This is a genomic window from Mesorhizobium sp. USDA 3734, from assembly GCF_056279665.1.
Window position 1 is genome coordinate 2,170,079 of sequence record NZ_JBWCCW010000001.1, and the last position, 26,803, is coordinate 2,196,881.

Genomic DNA, 26,803 nt, shown 5'->3' on the forward strand with positions numbered 1-26,803 from the left:
GCCCCCTCGAATGGCCTTATCAAGCGATCGCCCCACAGCATCGCCCGTATATCCTGTGATCGCCGATCATGGTTGATATCAGGTTGATGGCGCTCGACAAGCACAGCGATTTGCTGAAGCAATGGCGGCAAATCGATGTCATCGGGTGGAACTCCGCTCGAACGAGGGTGAAAAATGCGGTTTGTCGTCAAGATCGTCAAATGGCTGCTTGGCCTGATCGCTCTGGCGATCGCTGCGCTTTTTGCATGGCTTTACATCGCGCCGCCGGAATTGATCCGCGTCGGCTCGGGCTATTCGGCCAAGATCGTCTGTTCGAACGTCTTCATCGCCGGCCGCGACGCCAATGAGGTGCTCGCCGTCGACGTGCAGGCGCCCGGGCACCCGCTGCTGCGGTTGATGCGGGTCTCGGTGGACAAGAACAGGGGAACGGTCTCGGCCGGCCTGCTTGGCTTCCTCGGCAAGAGCGTCGCTGTCGCCCGCGACGGGCTCGGTTGTGCATCGGTTCCGGACGGCGACGTCGGCAAGGTACGGCGCACGGCGATCCATGCGGAGCCGTCGGCGGTCAGTGAGGACGCGCTGTGGCCAGAAGGAGAGCGGGTCGAGGCATCACAGGATCCGGTGATAGCCAAGCTGCTGGACGATGCGGCACTTAACGGCACCGGCATGCGCGCGGTGGTGGTGGTCAAGAATGGCCGCGTCGTCGCCGAGCGCTATAGCGACGGCTTTTCGGCCAAGACGCCGCTGCTCGGCTGGTCGATGACCAAGACGGTGAACGCCGCCATCGTCGGCACACTGGTCAAGGACGGCAAGATGGCCATCACCGACAAAGAACTGTTCGCGCCGTGGAAGGCGGATGGCCGCACTGCCATCAGCCTTGCCGACATGATGGCGATGTCGAGCGGGCTGGAGTTCAACGAGGATTATGGCGATGTCGCCGACGTCACGCGCATGCTCTACCTCGAGTCCGACATGGCGGGCTTTGCCGAAGCCAAGCCGCTGGCGGCCGAGGTGGGCAAGGTGTTTTCCTATTCGAGCGGCACGGCGGTGATGCTATCGCGCCTCTGGCAGGACGCGATCGGTGACAAGGCCAAGGCGCTGACGTGGCCGCGCATCGCCCTGTTCGAGCCACTTGGCATGCACAGCGCGGTGCTCGAGACCGACGAGCAGGGCACTTTTGTCGGCTCGTCCTATCTCTACGCAACCGCGCATGACTGGGCGCGCTTCGGCCAATTCCTGCTGCAAGGTGGGGTGTGGAACGGCAACCAGATCCTGCCGGCAAGCTTCGTCGACTGGATGCGCGAGCCGGCACCGGCCTCGAAAGTCTACGGCAAGGGCCAGGTGTGGATCGAGGCCCCGGGCGATGAGGAAAACCCCGGCGCCGGCGTCGCCGCGGGTCTGCCCAAGGATACCTACTGGATGGAAGGCCATGACGGGCAGACGGTCGCCATCATTCCCTCGGAGCAACTGGTGGTGGTACGGCTGGGGCTAACGCCGGCCAAGCTCGGCTACCGGCCGCAGACGATGGTGGGAGCGCTGCTGAAGGCGCTACACTAGTTTCTATCGACGCGGCCCGATCACGGCCAGCCAGGCATAACCGCGATAAAACGTGCGGAAACGGAAGCTTGCGCCGGTTCGCCGAGATTCCGATTCCAGAACCTCGCACAGCGATTCACGCGGCGCGACGTGGAATTTTTTGAGCCAGCCACGCAGCAAGGTCCGGAACCAGTCCGGCAGGCCTTCCTGCTGGCCGAAATCGACAATGTGCAGCGAACCATTCGGTGACAGTGCGGCAAGCGCTGCCGACACGGTTTTTTCCCAGCCGGGGATCATCGACAGCGAATAGGACACGAAGACGCGATCGAAGCTATTGCGTCCGAACAGCGCGTTGGCATCGAATGCCGTGGCGTCGCCCTGAGCGAGCGTGACACGATCGACAAGGCCTTCGCGGGCAATCGCGGCACCGGCCGTCTCCAGCATTTCGGCTGAGATATCAAGGCCGTAGAAGCGGGTGCCGGGATAGCGGTGCGCGGCGAGGATGACGTTGCGGCCGGTGCCGCAGCCGAGTTCCAGCACGGTGCCGCCGGCCGGGACGTCGAGCCCGTCGATCAGCCGGTCGCGGCCGAGCAGGTAGTATTTGCGGGTCAGGTCGTAGATGTGGCGCTGCCAGCGGTAGACGCCGTCCATCAACTCGGCATGGCTGGCCGGCAGCTCGGTGGTGCTCATGCCGCGCGCTTCACATAGAGATGGAAGCCGCCATAGATGGCCGAGCGGTCGCGGGCCGAAAATTCCCGCGAAGCCTCGATCTGATACTCCCACTGGTCGAGCAGCGAGCTGGAGACGCGGCCAGGCAACAGGCTGGGCTCGGCGGCGGTGCGGAAGATGACGCGGGCGCCGGCGGAAGCGGTGCGGGTGATTTCTGCCCACAGCGCGTTGAGCTGATCGTCGGTCATCCAGTCCTGTGCATCGAGCAGGACGAAACGGTCGACCGCGCCGGCGTCCTTGCCGGCGAGGAATTCGATCAGATTGGCGTGGTGGATGGCCACGCGATCGATGTTGCCGCGGATGGTGCCGTAATTCTGTTTTTCGAGATAGGCGGGCAGGGCGGCCTCGCCGGGGTTCGGATAGCGCCGGGCGAAGGCCTGCCAGGCGAAGTAATTATTCTGCAACGGAAAATCGCAAGCGAGCTTTTCCAGCCGGGCTTTCAGCACACTGGCCATGGTGCCGTCACCGGAGGTGATCAGCGAATCGTACTGCGCCGGCGGAATGCCGAGGCCGAACAGCGAGGCCTTGCGCGACGTCGCCCATTTCAAAAGCTTCCTGTCGAAGACCGGCGCCAGTTCCTCATGGAAGAAGCGACGCTGCTCGCCGATGTTGCGGGCCTGCATGATGCCGGCAGGGTCGACGCCGAAGAACTTTGCCGTGCGGTGGCCCATGGCGATGAACAGGCCAAGCAGGCCGGTCTGGTAGAAGTTGCGGTCGAAAACAGCGATGCGCCTGATACCGCGCCAGTTGCGCCGCTCCCAGTAGTGGCGGCTGACCGGATCGAGATGCGGCGCGATGAAACGGTCGTAGGCTGCCGAATTGTGACTGGTGTCGGCGGCGCCGAAGAAGCGGAACAGGTCGCCCTGCGAAGGCAAATGACGCACCGCCTCCAGCTTCATGCGGTTCAGCGCGATGTGCGCGGCGTTGAGATCGACGGCGTCGACCCGTGCCGGCGAACGGGTGAGATAGGCCAGGATGTTGCAGCCGCCCGAGGCGATGGTGACGACGCGGTGGCCCTGGCCAAGCTGCATCGCCTCCATGTCGACGTCGGGGTCTTCCCAGATCTGCGGATAGACGAGGCCGGAAAACAGGAAGGCAAACAGCCGCTCGGAAATGCCGGCCTTCGACAGCGGGCGGTTCTGGTAGACGGCCTTTCCAACTTCCTTGCCCCGGCGAAAAACCAGATCTGCGGAGACGTCGGTCATGGCAAGATGATTCCCCATTTGCTTTGCCGCAAGCGGGTAGCGCAGGGTCATGACAGCCCGGTGACAGCCTGTTGACGCGTCCTTACAGCTTGCCAAACCCGCCCGGCGTCGGCGTCGTCAGGATGACGGCGTCGCCGGCCTGCAGCACGGTCTGGTCGCAGGCCTTCAGCACGTCGATCGTCCCGTCCTTGCGGCGGACCTTGGTCGAACCGACCTCGCCATCGCCACCGCCGTCCAGCCCTTGCGGCGGCCGGTTGCGGTGCGAGGACAGGATCGCGCATTCCATCTTTTCCAGGAAACGGATCGTGCGCCTGGTGCCGTCGCCGGCGCTCCATCTGCCCTTGCCGCCTGAGCCTTCGCGGATGTGGAAATCCTCGAGCATGACGGGAAAGCGCAGCTCCAGCACTTCGGGATCGGTGAGGCGAGAATTGGTCATGTGGGTGTGGACGCCGGAAGTGCCGGCAAAGCCGCGGCCGGAGTTCATCTGGCCGGCGGGTGAACCGGAGCAGATCGTTTCGTAGTACTGGTAGATCTTGTTGCCGAAGGTCAGGTTGTTCATCGTGCCTTGCGCGTTTGCCATGGCGCCCATGGCGCCGAACAGCGCGTTGGTGACATGCTGCGAGGTCTCGACATTGCCGGCAACGACGGCGGCGGGGTAGGCGGGTTTCAGCATGCAGCCATCGGGAATGATGATGTTGATGGGCCTGAGGCACCCGGCATTCATCGGAATCATGTCCTCGACCATGACGCGGAAGGCATAGAGCACGGCAGCGCGGGCGACGGGTTCCGGCGCGTTGAAATTGTTCTTCATGACCGGTGATGTGCCGGTGAAATCGACGGTCGCCTCGCGTTTTTGCCGGTCGACCGTGATCTTCACCTTGATGACCTGGCCGGTGTCGGTCGGGTATTCGTACCCAGAACTATCCGGCAGCCGCTCCAGCACGCGGCGCACGCTTTCGGCGGCGTTATCCTGGACATGGCCCATATAGGCCTCGACGACATCGAGGCCGAAATGCGTGACCATCTTGCGCAGTTCCGCGACGCCCTTCTCGTTGGCGGCGATCTGCGCCTTGAGGTCGGCGATGTTCTGGTGCGGGTTGCGGGCCGGGTATCGGTGATCGGTGAGCAGCGTTTCCAGCTCCTTCTCGCGGAATTTTCCGCGATCGACGATGCGGAAATTGTCGAACAGCACGCCTTCCTCGTCGACCGTGGTGGCAAGCGGCGTCATCGAGCCGGGTGCCGTGCCGCCGATATCGGCATGATGGCCGCGCGAGGCGGCCCAGAAGAGGATGTGCTGCTTGATATCGTCGAAAACCGGCGTCACCACGGTGATGTCGGGCAGATGCGTGCCGCCATTGTAGGGTGCGTTGAGGGCAAAGACGTCGCCGGGGTGGATGTCGCCGGAATTCAGCCGGATGATGGTTTCGACCGAACGGTCCATAGAGCCCAGATGCACCGGCATATGCGGCGCGTTGGCGACCAGCGCGCCGGTGCGGTCGAAGACAGCGCAGGAGAAATCCAGTCTTTCCTTGATGTTGACGGAATAGGCGGTGTTCTGCAGCGTCACGCCCATCTGCTCGGCGATCGACATGAACAAATTGTTGAAGACCTCCAGCATGACCGGGTCGGCCTCGGTGCCGAGCGCTGCCTGCCGGCGCTTTTTCTCGACGCGGCGCAGGAGCACATGGTTCCTGGCGGTGATTTCGGCCTGCCAGCCCGGCTCGATAACGATTGTCTGGTTCGGCTCGATGATCAAGGCAGGTCCCGCAATCCTGTTTCCCGGCTTCAGCGCCTCGCGGCGGAAGATGCCGGAAGCGCGCCACTCTCCCTCGGTGAAGATTTCGCGGGTCTGCGAAGGCCTTACGGCAAGGTCTTCGGTTTGCGATTCAGTTTCGTCGCGGCCGGTGCCGCCGGTGTCGGTGCCTTCGACGCCGACGGTCTCGACGATCATCGGCTTGTCGTCATAGACGAAACCGAACTGCGCCTTGTGGGCGATTTCGAAATCGCGCTTGGCCTGGAAAATCGAGTCCGCCTCGAAATTCACCGGCAGCGTCGTGTCGGTGCCGTCATAGCGAATGTGCAGCACCGGCTTGGCGGCGACCGTATCCTCGGCGATGCCTTGCGCTGAGAGTTCGGAGATGACTGCTTTTCTCAAGATGGCAATGAGGTTGCCGATCTCCGTTCTGGACTCTTCGGCAAGCGGCTTGAGCAGCGCCTGCTGGCGCGAGGCAAAGACCGAGGACAGGCCGATGCCATAGGCCGACAGCAGGCCGGAGAAGGGATGGATCAGCACCGCCTCCATGCCGAGCGCGTCGGCGACCAGGCAGGCGTGCTGGCCGCCGGCGCCACCGAAGCAGTTCAGGAGATATTCGGTGACATCATAGCCGCGCTGGACGGAGATCTTCTTGATGGCGTTGGCCATGTTCTCAACGGCAATGGTGACGAACCCTTCGGCGACAGCCTCGGGCGTACGGCTGTCGCCGATTTCGGCGGCCAGCACGGCGAATTTTGACCGCACCGTCTCGACATCGAGCGGCTGGTCCTGGCCGGGTCCGAAAATGGCCGGGAAGAAAACGGGCTGCAGCTTGCCCAGCATGACATTGGCATCGGTGACGGCGAGCGGGCCGCCGCGCCGGTAGGCGGCAGGGCCGGGATTGGCGCCTGCGGAATCCGGCCCGGCACGGAAGCGGCCGGCCTCGTAGTGCAGGATCGAGCCACCGCCGGCTGCGACAGTATGAATTCGCATCATCGGCGCGCGGATGCGCACGCCGGCGACTTCGGTGTCGAAGGCACGCTCATACTCGCCGTCATAGTGGGCGACGTCGGTGGAGGTGCCGCCCATGTCGAAGCCGATGACCTTGTTGAAGCCGGCGAGCTTCGCCGTCTCGACCATGCCGACAACACCGCCGGCCGGCCCGGACAGCAGCGCGTCCTTGCCCTGGAACATGTCGGCGGCGGTGAGGCCGCCCGACGACATCATGAACATGAGATGAGGTTGGTGCGGTCCCTCGGCGGCAGTGCTGGCGCCGCTTCCAGCAATGCCCAACTCTCCCGCCACCCTTTGCACATATCGCGACAGGATCGGCGACAGATAGGCGTCGACCACCGTGGTATCACCGCGGCCGACCAGCTTGATCAGCGGCGAAACCTCATGGCTGACCGAGACCTGGCTGAAACCAAGCTTGCGGCAGACTTTTGCCACCGCTTTCTCGTGGTCGGGGTATTTCCAGGCATGCATGAAGACGATGGCGACCGCATCGATGCCATCGGCCCTGGCCTGTTCGATCGCCGGCCGGCAGGCGGCGATGTCGAGCAATTGTTCGACGCAGCCGTCGGCGCGCACGCGCTCGTTGATTTCGATGACGCGCTCGTAGAGCTGTTCGGGAAGGATGATCTCCTTGGCGAAGATGTCCGGGCGCGCCTGGTAGGCGATCTTCAGCGCATCGCGAAAGCCCTTGGTGATGAGCAAAAGCACGCGATCGCCCTTGCGCTCCAGCAGTGCGTTGGTGGCAACCGTGGTCCCCATCTTGATGTCGCCGATCAGGCCGGGCGGGATCGCGTCGCCGGAGGACAAGCCGAGAAGGTCGCGAATGCCCTGGATGGCGGCATCGGTATAGGCTTCGGGATTTTCGGAGAGAAGCTTGCGGGGATGCAGCCCGCCTTGCGGGTCGCGGCCGATGACATCGGTGAACGTGCCGCCGCGGTCGATCCAGAAATCCCACTTGGTGGTCATGCGGCATGCTCCCGGCATTTTGTCGATGCAATCTGTTAGTTCGCAATGGCTTGGCCGGCAACGGCCATGCGCATGATGTTACATGCGGACACGCAACGTTACGAAACTCATGGCTAGCTGATGCATTTCCTATTCAACCGTTCACCGCAACGTGAACGTGTGTTGAAGGAGAGATGTTATGAAAAAGCTCATTCTTGCGTCCGTTTCCGCGCTGGCCTTGCTTGGCGTTGCCGCCTGTAGCGACAGCGGGACGGATAACACCACCACCCAGAGCACCAACCCGCCGGCCGCCGAACAGCCGATGAAGCCGGCCACGCCTGATGCACCGAAGCCTGCCGAACCGGCTCCGGCAACACCGGCTCCTGCGCCCGCGCAGTAGTTGAGTAAGCAGTACTTCGTGTGATGAATGAGAAAGGCCGGCTCACGTCGGCCTTTTTCATGTTGTCCGCTGAGGTTGCGTCGTCGTCAGCGTCAAGCTGATCGGACGTGTCGGGCCTGCGGCACTGTCCCGGCTTGATAGCGGGGGGCGGTGGCACTAAGAAGCAGGCCATGTCGATTTGGGATCGCCTTGGCGAGTTCATCACCCGCGTTTCATCCTCAACCTCGTCGGGTGTCGCCGACGTCGTCGAGGCCGTGCGCACGGTTTTCTCCGGCGATGCGGATCTGCGCCGGCGTGTCGCCTTCTCGGTGGCGATGATTGCGCTGTCGGCCAAGATGGCCAAGGCCGATGGCATCGTCACCCAGGATGAGGTGCGCGCTTTCCAGGAAATCTTCGAGGTGCCGCCGAAGGAGACGCGCAATGTGGCGCGGCTGTTCGATCTCGCCCAGCGCGACGTGGCCGGTTTCGAGACCTATGCCGAGCGGATGGCGCAGCTGTGCGGTTCCGGGCATTCCAACTGCGTGATGCTGGAAGACATACTCGACGGCCTCTTCCACATCGCCAAGGCCGACGGCCTTGTGCATGAGCACGAAGGGCTCTTCCTGCACCGCATCGCCGAGATTTTCCGCATCGACGAGGCGCATTACGAAAGCATCATGGCGCGGCACGTCAATCTGGGCGCCGGGGATCCCTATATCGTGCTCGGCATCGAGCGCGGCAAGCCGTTCGAAGAGGTCAAGAAGCGCTATCGCAAGCTGGTGTCCGACAATCATCCGGACCGGCTGATCGCGCGCGGCCTGCCACAGGAATTCATCAAGATCGCGACGACCAGGGTCGCGGCGATCAACGCCGCGTATGAGATGATCGAGCGGGGCCTGCGCCACGCATGAGCGGCTTCCTGCCCGACGAGCCACGTGCCGAGGTCAGGGTATCGCCGAATTTCGGTCCGCGGCGCGACACGCTCAAGCCTGATATGATCGTGCTGCACTACACCGGCATGGCGACCGGCGCCGGAGCCGAAGCGTGGCTGTGCGATCCGGCGAGCGAGGTCTCGTCGCATTATCTTGTCCATGAGAACGGCCACATCGTGCAGATGGTCAGGGAAAGCGACCGCGCCTGGCACGCCGGCAAGAGTTCGTGGTTCGGACGCGCCGACATCAATTCCTGTTCGGTCGGCATCGAGATCGTCAATCCGGGACATTCGCTGGGCTATCCCGGTTTCCCCAGGCGGCAGATCGATGCGGTGATCGAGCTGTGTAAGGGGATCGCCGGTCGGCATTCGATAGCCGCCGAGCGGGTGCTGGCGCATTCCGACGTGGCGCCGGGGCGCAAGATCGATCCGGGCGAGAAGTTTCCGTGGCGGACGCTGTTCGATGCCGGTGTCGGTCATCTCGTGGCGGCCGCACCTGTCAGGCGAGGAGCTACGCTGACAACCGGCGACACCGGCGGCGATGTCGAGGCCTTGCAGTCGATGCTGGCGCTCTACGGCTATGGCGTCGAGATATCGGCCATTTTCGACCGGCAGACGGAGATCGTCGTCGGGGCCTTCCAGCGGCATTTCCGGCCGCGCAAGGTGGATGGCGTTGCCGATGGCTCGACGCTGCGGACGCTGCAGAGGCTGCTTGCCTCCATGAGGTACTGACCCCTGGGGAGGCCTCTCTCAAGCAACCCCTTCCAGTCCTTAAATTACAAGTTGTCACTTAAAGTGACTTGCCTGGCCTTGTTTGACACCAATTCGAGCGTCAAACGGCTGACGTGCAGATGTCGGACCCCCAGCCCCCCGGGTTGTTCCGATATTGATTAGGCGTTGCTGCGTGAACATCTTCACGCGGTTCAGACAGAACAGGATCACATGCAGAAATTGACCGTTTTAACGGCAGCTCTTGCTGCTGGCGTAATGACTTTTGCCTTCAGTGCCGCAGATGCCACACCACTCAGCCCGCGGGCCGATCAAGGGCTTGTCTTGGCATCCGCAAAAAGCGGCAAGGCCACGCTGGCAAAGAGCGGCAAGGCAGGTCACGACGCCAAGGCGACAAAGCTGGCTTCCGCCAAAGCGGAAAAGGCAAGCTGGTCCAAAGCGAAGAAGTCCACCGCCAAAAGGCAGACGAAGCGCGGCCGCAAGACCGTCGACATGACGGCAACGGCATCGATTGGCCTCAGGAACGTCGCGGCGTCGACGGCCGCGGTGCCCAGCAGCGGCCAGTATTCCGCAATCGTTGCCCGCTATGCGGCGATCGAAGGCGTGCCCGTGTCGCTCGCCACGGCGGTTATCAAGATCGAGAGCAACTATCGGCCCAACATCGTCGGCAGCGCCGGCGAGATCGGCCTGATGCAGATCAAGCCGGCAACGGCGCGGATGATGGGTTACAACGGTTCCGCCAAGGGCCTCTTCGATCCCGACACCAACATCAAATACGGCATGAAATACCTTGCCATGGCGCGGAATCTCGGCGGCGGCACGACCTGCGGCACGATTCTGAAATACAATGCCGGACACGCTGCAACGCGGATGAACCCGGTGTCAGCCGCCTATTGCGGCAAGGTCAAGGTGCAGATGGCTGCGCTTGGATCGCCCGCATAAGTCTGCTTTTTCGTTTGCGTTTTCGGGCGTGAACCCCTTTATACGCCTTGCCAGCTGGCTGGGCGGCCGCACCCGCAAACGCCGAAAGGTCGCGGGTGAGGAAAGTCCGGGCTCCATGGAAACACGGTGCCGGTTAATGGCCGGCGGGGGCGACCCCAGGGAAAGTGCCACAGAAAGCAAACCGCCACGATCCGGCTTGCCGGATTCGGGGCAAGGGTGAAAGGGTGGGGTAAGAGCCCACCGCGCGACTGGCAACAGGAGCGGCACGGTAAACCCCACCGGGAGCAAGACCGAATAGGGGCGGTGCGAGGGGAAACTCTCGAGGGCTGTTTCCGGCTCACCGTCCGGGTAGGTTGCGTGAGGCGCATGGCAACATGCGCCCAAGATGAATGGCCGCCACGTTCTCGCCTTGCAAGGGGCGAGGGCCATACAGAACCCGGCTTACAGGCCAGCTGGCAATTCTCTCCATATCGAAGAGAAGTATTTTGAGATCAGCAGGTTGCGCCCTCGGGCGCGCCTGTCGATTCAAGCTTGTTCAGCGATCCATCCATGCAAGCCGGGACCGGCGATTGCTTGAAATTGGTGCGATTAAATCGTACCATGGATCGGGAAATGGTATCGGGAGCGCCTTATGGGACAGGTCGACAAACGCAGCATCACGCTGTCGCCGGAACTGGCGCAGGCAGTGGACGACGTGGTCGCCGCCGGCGAGTATGCGTCGGCCAGCGAAGTGATCCGCGATGCGCTGCGGCAATGGAAGGATCGGCGCGACCTGCACGGCTATACGGTCGAGGAATTGCGCAAGCTGGTGCAGGAGGGCATCGACAGCGGGCCGGCGCAAGACGGCCAGCCAATCATGGAACGTTTGCGCGCCAAATACATGAAAATGGCCGGGGCTTCCACGAGTGAAGTATCGCCTGCTTCCCCAAGCAGTGGTCGACCTCGAAGACATCGGTGATTACATTGCCGGCCATGATCCCCGGGCAGCAGTCCGTCTCGTGGATACGTTGGAAAGACGGTGGGATTTGCTGACTTTGCATCCCTTCTCAGGCGCGCCGCGCGACGATATCGCGCCAGGCATCCGTCATCTGGTCGTCGGCGACTATCTCACCTTGTATCGGGTTGGTGACGACGCGATCGAGATCATCCGCTTGCTGCACGGCCATCGCAACATCGAAGCCGATGATCTCGGCCCGTGATCGACCCAGTCAGCCGCTGATCTTGTCCAACGACGCCTCGATCGCCTTCCAAAGCTCTTCCACCGGCTCGCAGCCGACCGAGAGGCGAACGAAACCGGGGGGAACCGCATCACCTCGCTTCAAGCGCCGCTCGGCGGAGGTGTGGACGCCGCCGAAGGATGTCGCGGCCTGCATCAGTTCGCAATTGTTGATGAAATCTTCGGCTTTGTCTTCCGAGGCGAGCTCGAAAGAGATCAGAAAGCCGAAGCGCTCCATCTGGGCGCGGGCGAGGTTGTGCGACGGATCGCTTTCCAGCCCGGGAAAACGCAGGCCGCTGATTGCCCTGTGGCCTTTCAGCCGCTGTGCTATGACTTCCGCCGAGGAGCACATGCGATCGAAGCGCACATCCAGTGTCTCGAGGCCGCGATGCACCAACCACGCTTCGAACGGACCGGGAATGCTGCCCGAAACCTCGCGCCAGCCGGTCACGGCGGCGATGATATCGGCATTGCGGCTGGCGACATGGCCGAACAGCACATCGGAATGGCCATTGGGCGCCTTGGTGTCGGCGGCAATGACAATATCGGCGCCATGGTCGAGCGGCCGCTGGCCGAAGGGCGTCATGGTCGTGTTGTCGACCACCAGCAACGCGCCGGCTTTGTGAACAGCGTCGGCAACGGCCGCGATATCGCAGATATCCAGCCCCGGATTGGCAGGGGTTTCGACAAACGCCAGGCGATAGCCATCGAAGCCGCTATCGAGGAAGGTCGAGGTCGGCCTGACGTCGTAGGTGATGCCGAGTGGCTTGAGGAAGCGCTCGGCCAGCGCCCTTGTCGTGTGGTAGCCGTCCGAAGGCAGCAGGATACGGTCGCCGGTTTTGAGCACGGCAAAAAACGCCGCCGAGATTGCCGCCATTCCGGAAGGGAAGGCGACGCAGGGCGCGTCCTCCAGATGGGCCAGCATATGCTCAACCGCATCCCAGGTCGGGTTGCTGAAGCGGCCGTACTGGTTGAAGCCGGTAGCGTCGCCGGGCGCGTGAAAAATGGCGGCCATGGTCAGGGGCAGCGGGATGGAATCGCCCATGGCAAGCCTGCTGCGACGCAAATGAGGAAGTGCTGCCGCGCGTGACTTTGCTGTTTCAGACATCGAATTTCAAACCCTGTTTGTGACCGGCCGGATGCGGCGAGACGCTATGCTGGGCAGCGGCTCGCGGCAAGGCGCGTCCGGTTGGGCCAGGCGGCTCTAAACGCTTCGTTAGGCTTAATGATCCATAAAGACGAGACATGCCGTCACGGCTGCTCTCATTGGTTGCGGCGCGCGTGTTTGTGAAGCCTATTCCCGTTGACGCCCATAGTGCCCCATGATATCCCATTTCGACATCAAAGCCTTCGTTCCGCGTCAGGGTAAAGCGTACGCCAATCGGGCAGCCGCGGCGGCTGCGCGTTTGCCGGTTTTTGCCCATGCGAACGAGGTTGATACGGGGCAGGGAGCGCGCTGCGGCGGCGCGTGCGACAAGATGGAGAGGGGTGCGGCGGCGCAAGCGGCTGTAGCGTTTAATGGACCGGTTTCTGTCAAACACGGTAAGCAGGATCGATGCGAAGGGACGGGTGTCCGTTCCCGCGCATTTCCGTGCCGTCGTGCAGAAGCGCGGCTATTCGGAACTCTACGCACTGCGCTGCCTCGACCTGCCGGCGATGGATGTCGGCGGGCTCGACCTGCTCGACCGCTACGAGCAGCGCATCGCGCTCGAGGATCCCTTCCTGCAGACGGCGGACGATATGTCGTTCTTCTGCCATGGCGATGGCACCTTCTTGAAACTCGACCAGGACGGCCGCATCACGATGAGCGATTTCATTCGCGAACACACCGGCATTTCGGCGGAAGTGGCCTTTGTCGGACGCGGCAATTTCTTTCAGATCTGGGAGCCGGGACGGCTTGCCGCCTATGGGGCGCAGGCGCGAGCTCGGCTTTTGCAGCTTCGGCAGGGGACGAAGCCTGGGGAGCGACCGGAATGACGGCGAGCCACGGCGATGACCTGCCTCACGCCGTAGATGGGCACGCCGTTGGCGGATCGGCCCGCCACATTCCGGTCCTCCTTGGCGAAGTGCTCGAAGCACTGGCGCCGGCGCAGGGCGACATCATCATTGACGGCACGTTCGGCGCCGGCGGCTACACCCGGGCCATTCTGGCGACGGGTGCCTCCGTGGTGGCGATCGACCGCGATCCTGATGCCATTGCTGCCGGGCGCGATCTGGAAGTGCAGTCGGGCGGCCGGCTGCGGCTGGTGCAGGCACCGTTTTCGACGCTGGACGAGCATGTCGAGACCGCCGACGGCGTCGTGCTCGACATCGGTGTGTCCTCGATGCAGCTCGACCAGGCCGAGCGCGGGTTTTCGTTCCGCGCCGACGGGCCGCTCGACATGCGCATGGCGCAGGCTGGTTTGAGTGCCGCCGACGTCGTCAACAGCTTCAAGCCGGGCGACCTTGCGCGCATCTTCGGCTTCCTCGGCGAGGAGCGTCATGCCGGGCGCATCGCCCGCATGATCGAGGCTCGCCGCGAAAAGCGTCCGTTCGAGCGCACGCTGGAACTCGCTGACGCCATCGAGACTCATGTCGGTCGCGCGCCGAAGGACAAGATCCATCCGGCGACGCGCGTCTTCCAGGCGCTGCGTATCTTCGTCAATGACGAGCTTGGCGAACTGGCCAAGGCCTTGTTTGCCGCCGAACGCGCGCTGAAGCCGGGCGGACGGCTCGCCGTGGTGACGTTCCATTCGCTGGAAGACCGCATCGTCAAGCGTTTCATCGCCGATCGGGCCGACGTCGCCACCGGCTCGCGTCACCTGCCCGAGGCTCATGCGCGCACCGCGACCTTCCGCAAGGTGGGTGGCGGCGTGACGGCCGGCGATGCCGAGGTGGCGGCCAATCCGCGTGCCCGTTCGGCCAGGCTGCGCGCGGCGATCCGCACCGAGGCGCCGGCACGCAGCAGCGACTTTTCGATTTTCGGCCTTCCAAAGCTTCCCGGCCCAACACTTCCCGGCACAGGCCGGCCGGGGGAGAGGTAAGCACGTGTTTCGTACCAGCGACATCGTCCTGATCGCCGTCATGGTTGCGGCGGCCGCCCTTACCTACAAGGCCAAGCGCGAGGCTGAGGAACAATTGGCTTCGGTGCAGAAGATCCATGAGCAGATCCGCTATGAGGAGGACACGATCGACCTGCTCAAGGCCGACTGGAGCCTGCTCACCCAGCCGTCACGGCTGCAGAAGCTGACGGAACTCTACAAATCACAGCTCGAACTCGAGCCGGTCAGCGCCCGCCAGATCGTCGGCATCGGCGACCTGCCGGCCAAATCCCTGGACATTCAGGACATCCTGAACGGACGCCAGGGTGGTATGGCCGACAATTCCGACCAAGCGCCTCCGGGCAGCAGGGATCCCGTGGTGACCGGAGGCATCGCCCAATGATCGGCAAACTGCTGAAGCGTCGCGCCAGGACGAGTGAAGACGGATCGATCGTCGTCGAGGGCGCCCGCAAGGCGACCGGCGGCAAGGGCAGGACGCGCATCGTGATGACGATGGCGGTGTTCTTCGGCATCTTCTCGACCATTTCCGGGCGGCTGGTCTATCTCGGCTTCCAGACCCCCGACATGTCGGGCGGTCCGCAGAGCCGGGTGACGGCATCGCGGCCTGACATTGTCGACCGCAACGGCGAAGTGCTGGCGACGGACATCAAGACGGCGTCGCTGTTTGCCGAACCGCGTCGGATTGTCGACGCCGACGAGGCGATCGAGAAACTGTCGACGGTGCTTCCGGATATCGACTATGAGCAGACCTACCACAAGCTCAAGAGCGGCGCCGGTTTCGTCTGGCTGCAGCGGCAGCTGACGCCCAAGCAACAGTCCGACATCATGCAGCTCGGCATTCCCGGCTTCGGCTTCCGCACCGAGAAGCGCCGCTTTTATCCGAGCGGCGAGACCTCGTCCTACATTGTCGGCCTCACCAACATCGACAACCAGGGCATCTCCGGCATGGAGAAGTATGTCGATGAGCAGGGCCTGAGCGACCTGCAGGCATCGGGCCTCGCGGTGGCCAAGGATCTCAAGCCGGTGAAGCTTTCGATCGATCTGCGCGTCCAGCATATCGTCCGCGACGAGATTGCCGCCGGCCTGGAGCGCTACCGCGCCATGGGCGCCGGCGCCGTTGTGCTCAACGTCAAGACCGGCGAAGTGGTGGCGATGGCCTCGGTGCCGGACTTCGATCCGAACAATCCTTACAATGCGCAGGACAAGGACCGGCTGAACCGCATGTCGGCGGGGCTCTATGAGATGGGCTCGACCTTCAAGAGCTTCACCTCAGCCATGGCGCTCGATTCCGGCAAGGCAACGATGGCGAGCCGCTTCGATGCCTCGCATCCGATCCGGGTCGGCCATCAGGCGATTCACGATTTCCACGGCAAGAACCGTGTGCTGTCGTTGCCGGAGGTGTTCCTCTATTCGTCCAACATCGGGTCGGCCAGGGAGGCCGAGATGGTCGGCATCGAGGGGCACCGCGAATTCCTGCATCGCCTTGGCATTCTGGACAAGATGCAGACTGAACTGCCGGAAGTCGCCCGCCCGACTGAACCGAAGGTCTGGAAACAGGTCAATTCGTTCACCATCGCCTTCGGCCACGGCGTGTCGACGACACCGCTGCAAGCGGCTGTAGGCTGCGCGGCCTTGATGAACGGCGGCTTCCTGATGAACCCCACCTTCCTGATGCGTACGCAGGAGGAAGCGATGGCCACCGCCAAAAAGGTGGTCAGCGAAAAGACCGTTGAAGGCATGCGCTACCTCTATTCGCTCAACGCAGAGAAGGGCTCGGCCAGAAATGCCAGGGTCCCCGGCTATCGCGTTGGCGGCAAGACCGGAACAGCCGAGAAGGTCATCAACGGCCGCTACTCGAAGGACTTGAATTTCAACACCTTCGTCGCCGCCTTCCCGATGGACGATCCGCAGTATCTCGTGTTTACGATCGCCGATGCCCCGCACCCGGAAAAGCCTGGCATGACAGACGTCGCGGCCGCGAATGCGGGGGTTATGGCCGGTAATATCATCAGGCGTGCAGCGGCCATGCTTGGCGTGGAGCCAGATTTCAGCCATGAAAATGGTGCAACGCTGGTTTCCTATCAGTGATTCTTAGGGCGCGCCGGTAACTGCGCGCTATTTTATTGCGGTGAACGGGACTCGATGAAGCTCAGAGATCTAGCCGGTATCCTGCCCGTCGAGGGAATAGCTTCCGTCGATCTGGAGGTTACAGGGATTTCTTCGGATTCCCGCCAGGTAAAACCGGGCGTTGTCTTTTTTGCGCTCGCCGGAACCAAGGCCGATGGTGCCGTTTATGCCGCCGACGCCGCCGCACGCGGCGCGGCCGCGATCGTGGCGGGCAAGGGCAGCACCATTGCCGGGCTGTCGGTTCCGGTATTGGCGGTCGACGATCCGCGCCTGGCGCTGGCGCTGAGTGCGGCCCGCTATTTCGGCAAGCAGCCGCAGACCATGGTCGCGGTGACCGGCACCAGCGGCAAGACGTCGGTCGCTGCCTTCACCAGGCAGATCTGGGAGCAGGCCGGCTATGCCTCCGCTTCGATCGGCACCACCGGCGTGGTGGCGCCGGGCCGCAATGATTATGGCTCGCTGACGACGCCCGATCCGGTCGCCCTACATCAATTGCTGCGGGAATTGGCCGATGCTGGTGTCACCCACGCCTCGATGGAAGCCTCCAGTCATGGGCTCGACCAGCGCCGCCTCGATGGCGTGAGGCTGGCGGCCGGCGGCTTCACCAATCTCGGCCGCGACCATATGGACTATCATCCGACCATCGAGGACTACCACCGCGCCAAATTGCGCCTGTTCGACGCACTGCTGCCGAAGGGCGCGCCGGCCGTGATCTTCGCCGACGATCCATGGTCGGCGCCGACGATCCTGGCCGCACAAGCTGCCGGGCTCAAGGTGCTGACGGTCGGCCGCCATGGCGATTTCCTCAGGCTGAAGCGGGTCGAGCACGAGCGCCACCGCCAGCGCGCCGAAGTCGAGGCCGACGGCGTGCTCTACGAGATCGACCTGCCGCTGGCCGGTGATTTCCAGATTTCGAACGCGCTGGTTTCGGCGGGTCTTGCCATTTCCACGGGAACACCTGTCGCCAAGGCCTTGATGGCGTTGGAGAAACTGAAGGGCGCGCCGGGCCGGCTCGACCTCGTCGGCACCACCGGCAATGGCGCGCCGGTCTATGTCGATTATGCCCACAAGCCCGACGCGCTGGAGAACGTGCTGGCCTCGGTGCGCCCATTCACCACCGGCCGCGTCATCGTCGTGTTCGGCTGCGGCGGCGACCGCGACCGCGGCAAGCGACCGATCATGGGCGAAATCGCGACGCGGCTTGCCGATGTCGTGATCGTCACCGACGACAATCCGCGCTCGGAAGTGCCGGAAACGATTCGTGCCGCCATCCTCGCCGCTGCTCCCGGCGCCATCGAGATCGGCGACCGGCGCCAGGCGATCCATGAGGCGGTGGCTATGCTGCATGCCGGCGACACGCTGATCGTGGCCGGCAAAGGCCATGAGGAGGGCCAGACGATCGGCTCCGAGACCTTGCATTTCTCCGATCATGAGGAAGTCCGCGCAGCCCTCGTGGAGCGTGCCGCATGAGCTTGCTGTGGACCTCCGAGGCGCTGGTTGCTGCCATGGACGGTCGGCCGCTCGGGCCGATGCCGGAAGGCATTTCAGGCATTTCGATCGACAGCCGCAGTCTGCAGCCGGGTGACGCCTTCTTCGCCATCAAGGGCGAGGCGATGGACGGCCATGACTTTGCAACCGCCGCCATCAAGGCCGGCGCCGGCGTGTTGGTGGTGGCCGAAGGCAAGCTGCCGTCGCTCGGCCGGCTGACGGCGCCGATCATCGTCGTCGAGGACGTGCTGGTCGCGCTGGAAAAGCTCGGCGTTGCGTCGCGCGCCCGCTCGAGCGCGAAAATCATTGCGGTGACCGGTTCGGCCGGCAAGACCACCACCAAGGAAGCGCTGCGCCATGTGCTGCAAGCGGTCGGCAAGGTGCATGCCTCGGCGCAGTCGTTCAACAATCACTGGGGCGTACCGCTGACCTTGGCGCGGATGCCCGATGATTGCGATTATGCCGTGTTCGAGATCGGCATGAACCATCCCGACGAGATCCGTCCGCTGGTCAAGATGGTGAGGCCGCATGTCGCCATCGTCACCATGATCGCTGCCGCCCACCTTGGCTTCTTCCGCAATCTGGACGAGATCGCCAAGGCCAAGGCCGAGATTTTCGAAGGGCTGGAGCCTGAAGGTGCTGCCGTCCTCAACCGCGACGACGCGCGCTTCAAGATTCTCGACAAGATGGCGCATGCCGTCGGTGTCGAGCACGTTTACGGCTTCGGTGAGAATGCGCGCTCGACCTTCAAGCTCACCAAATGCGAATTGCATGCGGATCATTCCGACATCACCGCCAGGATCAGCGGCCACGAGGTGACGGCGCGGATCGGCGCGCCCGGCCGCCATATGGTGCAGAACGTGCTGGCGGTGCTGGGTGCGGCGCATCTGGTCGGCGCCGATCTCGACAAGGTGGCTTCATCGCTGGCCGATCTTTCGGCCGAACGCGGGCGCGGCAAGCGCCATGTGCTGCGCCATTCCGGTGGACTGATCACGCTGATCGACGAGAGCTACAACGCCAATCCGGCATCGATGGCTGCTGCCATGGCATTGCTCAACGCGACGCCGGTGACGGGCGAGGGCCGTCGCATCGCCGTGCTCGGCGATATGCTCGAACTCGGCGACCACTCGGCCAAGCTGCATGCAGCCCTTGCCGAGCTCATCGTTGGCACCGGGACACAGACGGTCTTTCTCGGCGGCCCCGAAATGCGGGCGCTGGCGCAGACGCTGCCGGCTGAGATCAAGACGGAATACCGCGCCGGTGTCGAGGAACTGAAGCCGGTGCTGCTTGCCGCGCTGAAGCCGGGCGACGTGGTGATGATCAAATCGTCGAAGGGCATCGGTTTTGCGAAACTGGTCGATGCGCTGCTGGGCAAATTCCCGGCTGAATCGACAACCAGAAAACAGACCTAGGTCGGGGGACGAAAAGCGCATGTTTACACTGCTCGTCGATTTTGCGGACAAGGTCTCGGTCTTCAATGTCTTCCGCTACATCACCTTCCGCACCGGCGGGGCGCTGATCACGTCGGCGCTGATCGTCTTCATCTTCGGGCCGACCATCATCAATTCGCTGCGGCTGCGGCAAGGCAAGGGCCAGCCGATCCGCGCCGATGGACCGCAGACGCATTTCAAGAAGGCCGGCACGCCGACCATGGGCGGTCTGATGATCCTGTCCGGCATTATCGGGTCGTCGCTTTTGTGGGCGAACCTGTCGAGCATCTATGTCTGGGTGGTGCTGCTGGTGACGCTGGGCTTCGGATCGATCGGCTTTTACGACGACTATCTGAAGGTGACCAAGCAGTCGCATCTCGGCTTTTCCGGCAAGGCACGCCTTGCGCTTGAATTCGTCATCGCCGGCATCGCCGCCTGGGTGATCATGCACAATGGCCAGGCGCCGTTCTCGTCGTCGCTGACATTCCCCTTCGCCAAGGAATTCATCATCAATCTCGGCTGGTTCTTCATTCCGTTCTCCTGCTTCGTCATCGTCGGCGCCGGCAATGCGGTGAACCTGACCGACGGCCTGGACGGGCTGGCGATCGTGCCGATCATGATCGCGGCGGCCTCCTTCGGCGTCATCGCCTATCTCTCCGGCAACGCCGTGTTCGCCGAATATCTGCAGATCCATTTCGTGCCCGGCACCGGCGAACTGGCGGTCGTGCTTGGCTCGGTCATCGGCGCCGGCCTTGGCTTCCTCTGGTTCAATGCGCCGCCGGCGGCGATCTTCATGGGCGACACCGGATCGCTGGCCATGGGCGGCCTGATCGGCACGGTCGCCGTCGCCACCAAGCACGAGATCGTGCTGGTCATCGTCGGCGGATTGTTCGTCGTGGAAATCCTGTCGGTCATCATCCAGGTCGGCTACTTCAAGATGACCGGCAAGCGGGTGTTCCTGATGGCGCCGATCCACCATCATTTTGAAAAGCTCGGCTGGACCGAAAGCCAGGTGGTGATCCGCTTCTGGATCATCGCCGTCATCCTGGCGCTGGTCGGCCTGTCGACCCTCAAGCTGAGATAGGAAGCCCTTTGATCCCCGCCGCATCCTTTTCAGGCAAGCGCGTTTCGCTCTTCGGGCTCGGTGGCTCGGGGATCGCGACGGCGCGCGCGCTGATCGAGGGCGGGGCGGACGTGCTGGCCTGGGACGACAATCCCGAAAGTGTGGCCAAGGCCGCCGTTGCCGGCATCGCAACCGCTGATCTGCGTGGCGCCGACTGGGCGAAATTCTCAGCCTTCGTGCTGTCCCCCGGCGTGCCGCTGACGCATCCCAAGCCGCATTGGACGGTGGAGTTGGCGCGCGGTTCAGGCGTCGAGATCATCGGCGACATCGAGCTTTTCTGCCGCGAGCGGATGCTGAGCGCGCCAACGTCGCCCTTCATCGCCATCACCGGCACCAACGGCAAGTCGACGACGACCGCGCTGACCGCGCATATCCTGAAAGCTGCGGGACGGGACACCCAGATGGGCGGCAATATCGGCCGCGCGGTGATGACGCTCGATCCGCCTGAGCCAGATCGGCACTATGTGGTCGAATGCTCGTCCTACCAGATCGACCTGGCGCCCTCGATCAACCCGACGGCCGGCATACTGCTCAATCTGACGCCCGACCATCTCGACCGCCACGGCACCATGCAGCACTACGCCGCGATCAAGGAACGGCTGGTGGCCGGCAGCGAGACGGCGATCGTCGGCATCGACGATTCCTGGTGCGCGCAGATCGCCGAGCGGTTGGAGCGGGCGGGGCGTCATGTCATCCGCATTTCCAAGCGGCTGCCGCTGACCGACGGCTATTTCGCCGATGGTGGCGATCTGATGGAGGCGGTGCACGGCCGCTACAGCCGTGTCGCCTTCCTCGAAGGCATCGGCTCGCTGCGCGGCCAGCACAATGCGCAGAACGCGCTGGCAGCGGTCGCCTCATGCCTCAGGGTCGGATTGGAGCTTGGCGAAATCCAGTCGGGGCTGGAAAGCTTTCCCGGCCTCGCGCACCGCATGGAGCAGGTCGGCCGCAAGGACCGTGTGCTGTTCATCAACGATTCCAAGGCGACCAACGCCGATGCGGCGGCCCCCGCGCTGTCGAGCTTTGCGCGCATCTACTGGATCGCTGGCGGCTTGCCCAAGGAAGGCGGCATCGAGCCGTTGCGCGGCTTCTTCCCGCGCATCGCCAAGGCCTATCTGATCGGCGAGGCCGCTCCCGCCTTTTCGGCGACGCTGGGCGAGGCCGTGCCCTACGAGATTTCAGGCACGCTGGCCGCGGCGGTCGAGCATGCCGCGCATGATGCGGCTAAGGACGACAGCGGCGAGGCGGTGGTGCTGTTGTCGCCGGCCTGCGCCAGTTTCGACCAGTTCAAGAATTTCGAAGTCCGCGGCGAAGCCTTCAGGCAAGCTGCGAATGCTATCGAGGGCGTGAAACCCATCGGAGGGGCACGATAATGCAGAGCCGTCTCGACAAAAGTCCGGTTGCGACCTGGTGGTGGACGATCGATCGCTGGTTCCTGGCGGCGTTCCTGTCGCTGATGGGGCTCGGCATCGTGTTGTCCTTCGCCGCCAGCCCGGCGGTGGCCGAACGCATCGGTCTCGACAGTTTCCACTTCGCCACAAGGCAGATCATCTTCACCGTGCCGGCGCTTGGCGTGATGCTGGCCGTGTCCTTCCTCGATTCCAGGCAGATCCGGCGCATGGCGCTGATCATGCTGTGCCTGATGCTGGTGCTGATGGTGGCGGTGCTCTACATCGGCGTCGAGGTGAAGGGCGCGCGCCGCTGGGTGTCGCTTGCCGGCCTGTCGATCCAGCCGTCGGAATTTCTGAAACCCGCCTTCGTCATCATGTGCGCCTGGCTGTTCGCCGAACACAAGCGCCAGCCCGACATTCCGGGCAATCTGTTCGCCATGCTGCTGCTGGTGCTGGTGGTGTCGCTGCTGGTGGCGCAACCGGACCTCGGCCAGACCATGCTGACGACCGGCACCTGGGGCATCATGTTCTTCATGGCTGGGCTGCCTTGGCTGTGGATCGTCGCACTGGGGGCGGCCGGCGTCGGTGGCGTTTTCGCCGCCTATACGGTGTTTCCGCACGTTGCCTTGCGCATCGACAAGTTCCTCACCGGCGAAGGCGACACGTTCCAGGTCGACATGGGGCGCGAGGCGCTGATCAATGGCGGCTGGTTCGGTGTCGGGCCGGGCGAGGGCACGGTCAAGCGGGTCATTCCCGACAGTCATGCCGACTTCGTCTTCTCGGTCGCCGGCGAAGAGTTCGGGCTGATCATGTGCTTCTTCATCATGTCGATCTTCGCCTTCATCGTGCTGCGCGGCCTCAACACGGCGCTGAAGGAGCATGACGATTTCACCCGCTATGCGGTCGGCGGCCTCGTCACCGTGTTCGGCCTGCAGGCCGTCATCAACATGTGCGTCAACCTGCAGCTGGTGCCGGCCAAGGGCATGACGCTGCCGTTCATCTCCTATGGCGGCTCCTCGCAGATCGCCATCGCCATCTCGATGGGCATGGTGCTGGCGCTGACACGCAAGCGGCCGGAAAAGCGCAAGCAAATGGGCTTTGGCCTGTCGCAACGCGCCGTGCCGGCGGAGTGATATGGCCAGAGGCGTCATCCTTCTCGCGGCGGGCGGAACCGGTGGGCATCTTTTCCCGGCCGAGGCGCTGGCGCATGAGCTGAACGAGCGCGGCTGGTCGGTGCATCTGGCGACCGACGACCGTGCCGAGCGTTTCGCCGGCCATTTTCCGGCCGCCGCCATCCATCCGATCCAGTCGGCGACGATGGGCTCGAAAAATCCTTTTGCCCTGCTTGGCGCCTTCTGGAAAATCTGGCGCGGCGTGCGCCAGGCTTCCGCCGTCATCGGCAGGATCAAGCCGGATGCCGTCGTTGGCTTCGGCGGCTATCCGACCTTGCCGCCACTCTACGCGGCGACACGGCGCAAGGTGCCGACGCTGATCCACGAGCAGAACGCGGTGATGGGGCGCGCCAACCGGGCGCTGGCCGGCCGTGTCGATGCCATCGCCGGCGGCTTCCTGCCGCGGGACACCAGTGCTGCCGGCGTCAAGACGGTGACGACGGGCAATCCGGTCAGGCCTGCCGTGCTGGAAGCGGCCAAGACGGCTTATGCGGCGTCGACGGGGGAGCAGCCGTTCCGCCTGCTGGTGTTCGGCGGCAGCCAGGGCGCCCAGTTCTTTTCCGATGCCGTGCCGGGAGCCATCGCGCTGCTTTCCGATGCGCAGCGCAAGCGGCTGGTCATTACCCAACAAGCTCGCGCGGATGACGTGGCGCGGGTCAAGGCGGCCTATACCGCCCTTGGCGTCGCCGTCGAGGTCTCGCCCTTTTTCACCGACATGGCGGCACGCATGGCGGCGGCGCATCTGGTGATCTCGCGCTCCGGCGCCTCGACGGTTTCGGAGATCGCGGTCATCGGCCGGCCGGCGTTGCTGGTACCTTATCCCTATGCGCTCGATCACGATCAGGCGGCGAACGCAGCGGCCCTTGCCGCTGCCGGTGGCGGCGAAGTGCACCCGCAATCCTCGCTTTCGCCCGAACGCATCGCAGCGCTTGTCGGGGGGCTGATGGACGCCCCCGAGCGGCTGGCGGCGATGGCAGCGGGCGCGAAATCGGCCGGCAGGCCGGACGCGGCACGGTTGCTCGCCGATCTCACAGAGGCTATTGCGTCCAAAAAAACCGTTTCGGATTTCAGGAAGGGGACGCACGCATGAAGATGCCGCAGACCATCGGCCTTGTGCATTTCATCGGCATTGGCGGCATCGGCATGAGCGGCATTGCCGAAGTGCTGCACAATCTCGGCTACAAGGTGCAAGGGTCCGACCAAGCCGAAAGCGCCAATGTGCAGCGGCTGCGCGACAAGGGCATCGAATGCTTTGTCGGCCACAAGGCCGAAAATCTCGGCGATGCCGAGGTTGTCGTCGTCTCGACGGCGATCAAGAAATCCAATCCGGAGCTGAAGGCCGCGCGCGAAAAGCTGTTGCCGATCGTGCGCCGGGCCGAGATGCTGGCCGAACTGATGCGCTTTCGCCAGGCGGTGGCGATCGGCGGCACGCATGGCAAGACGACGACGACCTCGATGGTGGCGACCTTGCTCGATGCCGGCGGGCTCGATCCGACCGTCATCAATGGCGGCATCATCAACGCCTATGGCACCAACGCGCGCATGGGGGACGGCGAATGGATGGTGGTCGAGGCCGACGAGAGCGACGGCACCTTCCTCAAGCTGCCGGCCGAGATTGCCGTCGTCACCAACATCGATCCCGAGCATCTCGATCACTATGGCAGCTTCGACAAGGTGCGCGAGGCGTTTCGCCAGTTCGTCGAGAACGTGCCGTTCTACGGTTTTGGCGTGATGTGCACCGATCATCCCGAGGTGCAGGCGCTGGTCAGCCGCATCGAGGATCGCCGCGTCGTCACCTATGGCGAAAACGCGCAGGCCGATGTGCGCTTCACCAACCACCGCATGGCGGGCGCGACTTCGGAATTCGACGTGGTGATCCGCGATCGCAAGACCGGCGGCCAGACGACGATAGCAGGCCTGCGCCTGCCGATGCCCGGCCGACATAACGTCTCCAACGCTACCGCGGCGATCGCCGTCGCGCATGAGCTTGGCCTGTCGGCCGAGGCGATCAAGAAGGGCCTGTCGTCCTTCGCCGGCGTCAAGCGCCGCTTCACCCTTACCGGTTCGTGGAACGGCGTCGATGTGTTCGACGATTACGGCCACCATCCGGTCGAGATATCGGCGGTGCTGAAGGCGGCGCGCAGCGCCACCAAGGGCCGCGTCATCGCTATCGCCCAGCCGCATCGCTTTACCCGGCTGCATGATCTGTTCAACGAGTTTTCCGCCTGCTTCAACGACGCTGACACGGTAATGGTGGCGCCGGTCTACGCGGCCGGCGAGGAGCCGATCGACGGCGTCAGCTCGGACGCGCTGGTGTCGCGCATCCGCGCCGGCGGCCATCGCGACGCGCGCTACATCGAGGGTCCGGCAGCGATTGCGCCCATCATCCGTGATCTGGCCAAGCCGGGCGATTTCGTCGTCTTCCTTGGCGCCGGCAACATCACCCAATGGGCCTATGCATTGCCCAAGGAGCTTGGCGGGACCGTCTCATGATGCACGGCCAGGCCCTGATCGACAGACTTGGCGACCGGCTAGCCGGCCTGCGCGGCCGCCTCACGCCGAATGCCGAGATGGACAAGATCACCTGGTTCCGTGCCGGTGGCCTGGCTGAAGCCTTGTTCCAGCCGGCCGATGAGGAGGATCTTGCAGCGTTCCTCAAAGCTGTTCCGGAGGACATCCCGCTGGCCATCGTCGGTGTCGGCTCGAACCTTCTGGTCCGCGACGGCGGCATCCCGGGCTTTGTCATCCGGCTTTCGGCCAAAGGCTTTGGCGAGGCCGAGGTGATTGGCCCAACAACGATCAAAGCGGGGGCTGCGACACCTGACAAGCGTGTTGCCGCAGTGGCGCTCGAGGCCGGCATTGGCGGTTTCCATTTCTACCACGGCATTCCGGGCGCCATAGGCGGTGCGCTGAGGATGAATGCCGGCGCCAATGGCGTCGAGACACGCGAGCGCGTCGTCGAAGTGCGCGCGCTCGACCGCAAGGGCAATGTGCAGACGCTGAGCAATGCCGATATGGGCTACGCCTATCGCCATTCGGCGGCACCTGCCGGGCTGATCTTCACCTCGGCCGTGTTCGAAGGCTTTGCCGAGGACAAGGCGGCGATCAAGGCGGCGATGGATGCGGTGCAGAGCCACCGCGAGACCGTGCAGCCGATCCGCGAGAAGACCGGCGGCTCGACCTTCAAGAATCCCGAAGGCACGTCGGCCTGGAAGGAGATCGACAAGGCGGGTTGCCGCGGCCTGATGATAGGCGGCGCGCAGATGTCGCCGATGCATTGCAACTTCATGATCAACACCGGAACCGCGACCGGCTACGACCTTGAATATCTCGGCGAGACGGTGCGCACGCGGGTGCTGGAGAATTCCGGCATCCGGCTGCAATGGGAAATCAAGCGCATCGGCAATTTCCGGCCGGGACATGCGGTTCAGGAGTTTCTCGGGCAACTCCTTTAGCCCGCCTTGAAGTTCATGTGATGCATGAACTTCAAGGGGGCTGAAACGGCCCAAAACCGTTGCTGTAAAGACTCAACGACACGCTTTTCGCATCCATTTTCTCAGAAAGTGAATCTCTCGGAATCGTAAGCACTTGCCAGTGAATCAACTCTCTGATTCTCTGCTCAAAAGCGTTTCCTGATTTGAGTCGTTCGACGCGTTAC

At 63.6% G+C, this 26,803-nt stretch carries 23 protein-coding genes and 1 other RNA gene; 20 read left to right on the top strand and 4 right to left on the bottom strand.

Annotation, left to right across the window (positions count from 1 at the left end; translation table 11 throughout):
* The first annotated feature begins 174 nt into the window (after window positions 1-174).
* On the top strand, window positions 175-1,554 hold the full coding sequence (locus ACZ89F_RS10360) for a serine hydrolase domain-containing protein (protein ID WP_476091607.1): 1,380 nt from the start codon (window positions 175-177) through the stop codon (window positions 1,552-1,554).
* A gap of 3 nt (window positions 1,555-1,557) precedes the next feature.
* On the opposite strand, the gene ACZ89F_RS10365 is transcribed toward ACZ89F_RS10360, so the two are convergent.
* The 3 genes from ACZ89F_RS10365 to ACZ89F_RS10375 are packed head-to-tail and all read right to left on the bottom strand — an operon-like array spanning window position 1,558 to window position 7,200.
* On the bottom strand, window positions 1,558-2,223 hold the full coding sequence (locus tag ACZ89F_RS10365; protein ID WP_476091608.1) for a class I SAM-dependent methyltransferase: 666 nt from the start codon (window positions 2,221-2,223) through the stop codon (window positions 1,558-1,560).
* Window positions 2,220-3,518 (bottom strand): BtaA family protein, encoded by a 1,299-nt coding sequence (locus ACZ89F_RS10370; RefSeq protein ID WP_476091610.1) that lies wholly within the window; start codon window positions 3,516-3,518, stop codon window positions 2,220-2,222. Before ACZ89F_RS10370 ends, ACZ89F_RS10365 begins: the two co-directional genes overlap by 4 nt.
* Window positions 3,519-3,549: 31 nt before the next feature.
* Window positions 3,550-7,200, bottom strand: coding sequence for a hydantoinase B/oxoprolinase family protein (locus tag ACZ89F_RS10375; protein WP_476091612.1), 3,651 nt, complete (start codon window positions 7,198-7,200; stop codon window positions 3,550-3,552).
* A 178-nt stretch (window positions 7,201-7,378) separates the two neighbouring features.
* On the opposite strand from ACZ89F_RS10375, the gene ACZ89F_RS10380 reads away from it, so the two are divergent.
* From ACZ89F_RS10380 to ACZ89F_RS10410, 7 genes are all read left to right on the top strand, one after another.
* Entirely contained in the window at window positions 7,379-7,579 is a 201-nt protein-coding gene (locus ACZ89F_RS10380; RefSeq protein ID WP_224663107.1) for a hypothetical protein, read from the top strand.
* Between the two features lie 170 nt (window positions 7,580-7,749).
* Window positions 7,750-8,469 carry a TerB family tellurite resistance protein gene (locus ACZ89F_RS10385; RefSeq protein ID WP_476091614.1) on the top strand — a complete coding sequence of 240 codons (720 nt, stop codon included), beginning with the start codon at window positions 7,750-7,752 and terminating at the stop codon, window positions 8,467-8,469.
* Window positions 8,466-9,221, top strand: a complete 756-nt coding sequence (locus ACZ89F_RS10390; RefSeq protein WP_476091616.1) for an N-acetylmuramoyl-L-alanine amidase — start codon at window positions 8,466-8,468, stop codon at window positions 9,219-9,221. Before ACZ89F_RS10385 ends, ACZ89F_RS10390 begins: the two co-directional genes overlap by 4 nt.
* Window positions 9,222-9,431: 210 nt before the next feature.
* Window positions 9,432-10,160 carry a lytic transglycosylase domain-containing protein gene (locus ACZ89F_RS10395; protein WP_476091618.1) on the top strand — a complete coding sequence of 243 codons (729 nt, stop codon included), beginning with the start codon at window positions 9,432-9,434 and terminating at the stop codon, window positions 10,158-10,160.
* A 50-nt stretch (window positions 10,161-10,210) separates the two neighbouring features.
* Window positions 10,211-10,620: RNase P RNA component class A (rnpB, locus tag ACZ89F_RS10400), an RNA gene on the top strand.
* 171 nt (window positions 10,621-10,791) lie between these two features.
* Window positions 10,792-11,118: a type II toxin-antitoxin system ParD family antitoxin gene (locus ACZ89F_RS10405; RefSeq protein ID WP_476091620.1), complete on the top strand. Its 327-nt coding sequence runs from the start codon at window positions 10,792-10,794 to the stop codon at window positions 11,116-11,118.
* Window positions 11,093-11,359 (top strand): type II toxin-antitoxin system RelE/ParE family toxin, encoded by a 267-nt coding sequence (locus ACZ89F_RS10410; RefSeq protein ID WP_476091622.1) that lies wholly within the window; start codon window positions 11,093-11,095, stop codon window positions 11,357-11,359. The genes ACZ89F_RS10405 and ACZ89F_RS10410 overlap by 26 nt, the downstream gene beginning before the upstream one ends.
* 9 nt (window positions 11,360-11,368) lie before the next feature.
* On the opposite strand, the gene ACZ89F_RS10415 is transcribed toward ACZ89F_RS10410, so the two are convergent.
* A complete protein-coding gene (locus ACZ89F_RS10415; RefSeq protein ID WP_476091624.1) occupies window positions 11,369-12,484 on the bottom strand; it encodes a cystathionine gamma-lyase in 1,116 nt (371 codons plus the stop codon).
* 410 nt (window positions 12,485-12,894) lie between these two features.
* Here ACZ89F_RS10415 and mraZ point away from each other — a divergent pair, with 410 nt between their 5' ends.
* Genes mraZ through murB form a run of 12 tightly spaced genes read left to right on the top strand, consistent with a single transcriptional unit; the run spans window position 12,895 to window position 26,600 of the window.
* Window positions 12,895-13,353: a division/cell wall cluster transcriptional repressor MraZ gene (gene mraZ, locus ACZ89F_RS10420; protein ID WP_056582893.1), complete on the top strand. Its 459-nt coding sequence runs from the start codon at window positions 12,895-12,897 to the stop codon at window positions 13,351-13,353.
* Entirely contained in the window at window positions 13,350-14,399 is a 1,050-nt protein-coding gene (gene rsmH / locus ACZ89F_RS10425) for a 16S rRNA (cytosine(1402)-N(4))-methyltransferase RsmH (RefSeq protein ID WP_476091625.1), read from the top strand. Before mraZ ends, rsmH begins: the two co-directional genes overlap by 4 nt.
* Window positions 14,400-14,403: 4 nt before the next feature.
* A complete protein-coding gene (gene ftsL / locus ACZ89F_RS10430; protein ID WP_476091626.1) occupies window positions 14,404-14,799 on the top strand; it encodes a cell division protein FtsL in 396 nt (131 codons plus the stop codon).
* Entirely contained in the window at window positions 14,796-16,505 is a 1,710-nt protein-coding gene (locus ACZ89F_RS10435; protein ID WP_476091627.1) for a peptidoglycan D,D-transpeptidase FtsI family protein, read from the top strand. The genes ftsL and ACZ89F_RS10435 overlap by 4 nt, the downstream gene beginning before the upstream one ends.
* A gap of 54 nt (window positions 16,506-16,559) precedes the next feature.
* A complete protein-coding gene (locus ACZ89F_RS10440) occupies window positions 16,560-18,014 on the top strand; it encodes a UDP-N-acetylmuramoyl-L-alanyl-D-glutamate--2,6-diaminopimelate ligase (RefSeq protein ID WP_476091628.1) in 1,455 nt (484 codons plus the stop codon).
* Complete coding sequence (locus tag ACZ89F_RS10445) at window positions 18,011-19,444, top strand: UDP-N-acetylmuramoylalanyl-D-glutamyl-2,6-diaminopimelate--D-alanyl-D-alanine ligase (protein WP_476091629.1); 1,434 nt, start codon at window positions 18,011-18,013, stop codon at window positions 19,442-19,444. Before ACZ89F_RS10440 ends, ACZ89F_RS10445 begins: the two co-directional genes overlap by 4 nt.
* Before the next feature lie 19 nt (window positions 19,445-19,463).
* A complete protein-coding gene (mraY, locus tag ACZ89F_RS10450) occupies window positions 19,464-20,546 on the top strand; it encodes a phospho-N-acetylmuramoyl-pentapeptide-transferase (RefSeq protein WP_476091630.1) in 1,083 nt (360 codons plus the stop codon).
* A gap of 8 nt (window positions 20,547-20,554) precedes the next feature.
* Window positions 20,555-21,955: a UDP-N-acetylmuramoyl-L-alanine--D-glutamate ligase gene (gene murD / locus ACZ89F_RS10455; RefSeq protein WP_476091631.1), complete on the top strand. Its 1,401-nt coding sequence runs from the start codon at window positions 20,555-20,557 to the stop codon at window positions 21,953-21,955.
* Window positions 21,955-23,106, top strand: coding sequence for a putative lipid II flippase FtsW (ftsW, locus tag ACZ89F_RS10460; RefSeq protein WP_027034940.1), 1,152 nt, complete (start codon window positions 21,955-21,957; stop codon window positions 23,104-23,106). Before murD ends, ftsW begins: the two co-directional genes overlap by 1 nt.
* A 1-nt stretch (window position 23,107) precedes the next feature.
* On the top strand, window positions 23,108-24,235 hold the full coding sequence (gene murG, locus ACZ89F_RS10465) for an undecaprenyldiphospho-muramoylpentapeptide beta-N-acetylglucosaminyltransferase (RefSeq protein WP_476091632.1): 1,128 nt from the start codon (window positions 23,108-23,110) through the stop codon (window positions 24,233-24,235).
* Window positions 24,232-25,638: a UDP-N-acetylmuramate--L-alanine ligase gene (gene murC, locus ACZ89F_RS10470; protein ID WP_476091633.1), complete on the top strand. Its 1,407-nt coding sequence runs from the start codon at window positions 24,232-24,234 to the stop codon at window positions 25,636-25,638. The genes murG and murC overlap by 4 nt, the downstream gene beginning before the upstream one ends.
* Window positions 25,635-26,600: a UDP-N-acetylmuramate dehydrogenase gene (gene murB / locus ACZ89F_RS10475; protein WP_476091634.1), complete on the top strand. Its 966-nt coding sequence runs from the start codon at window positions 25,635-25,637 to the stop codon at window positions 26,598-26,600. The genes murC and murB overlap by 4 nt, the downstream gene beginning before the upstream one ends.
* Window positions 26,601-26,803 lie beyond the last annotated feature (203 nt).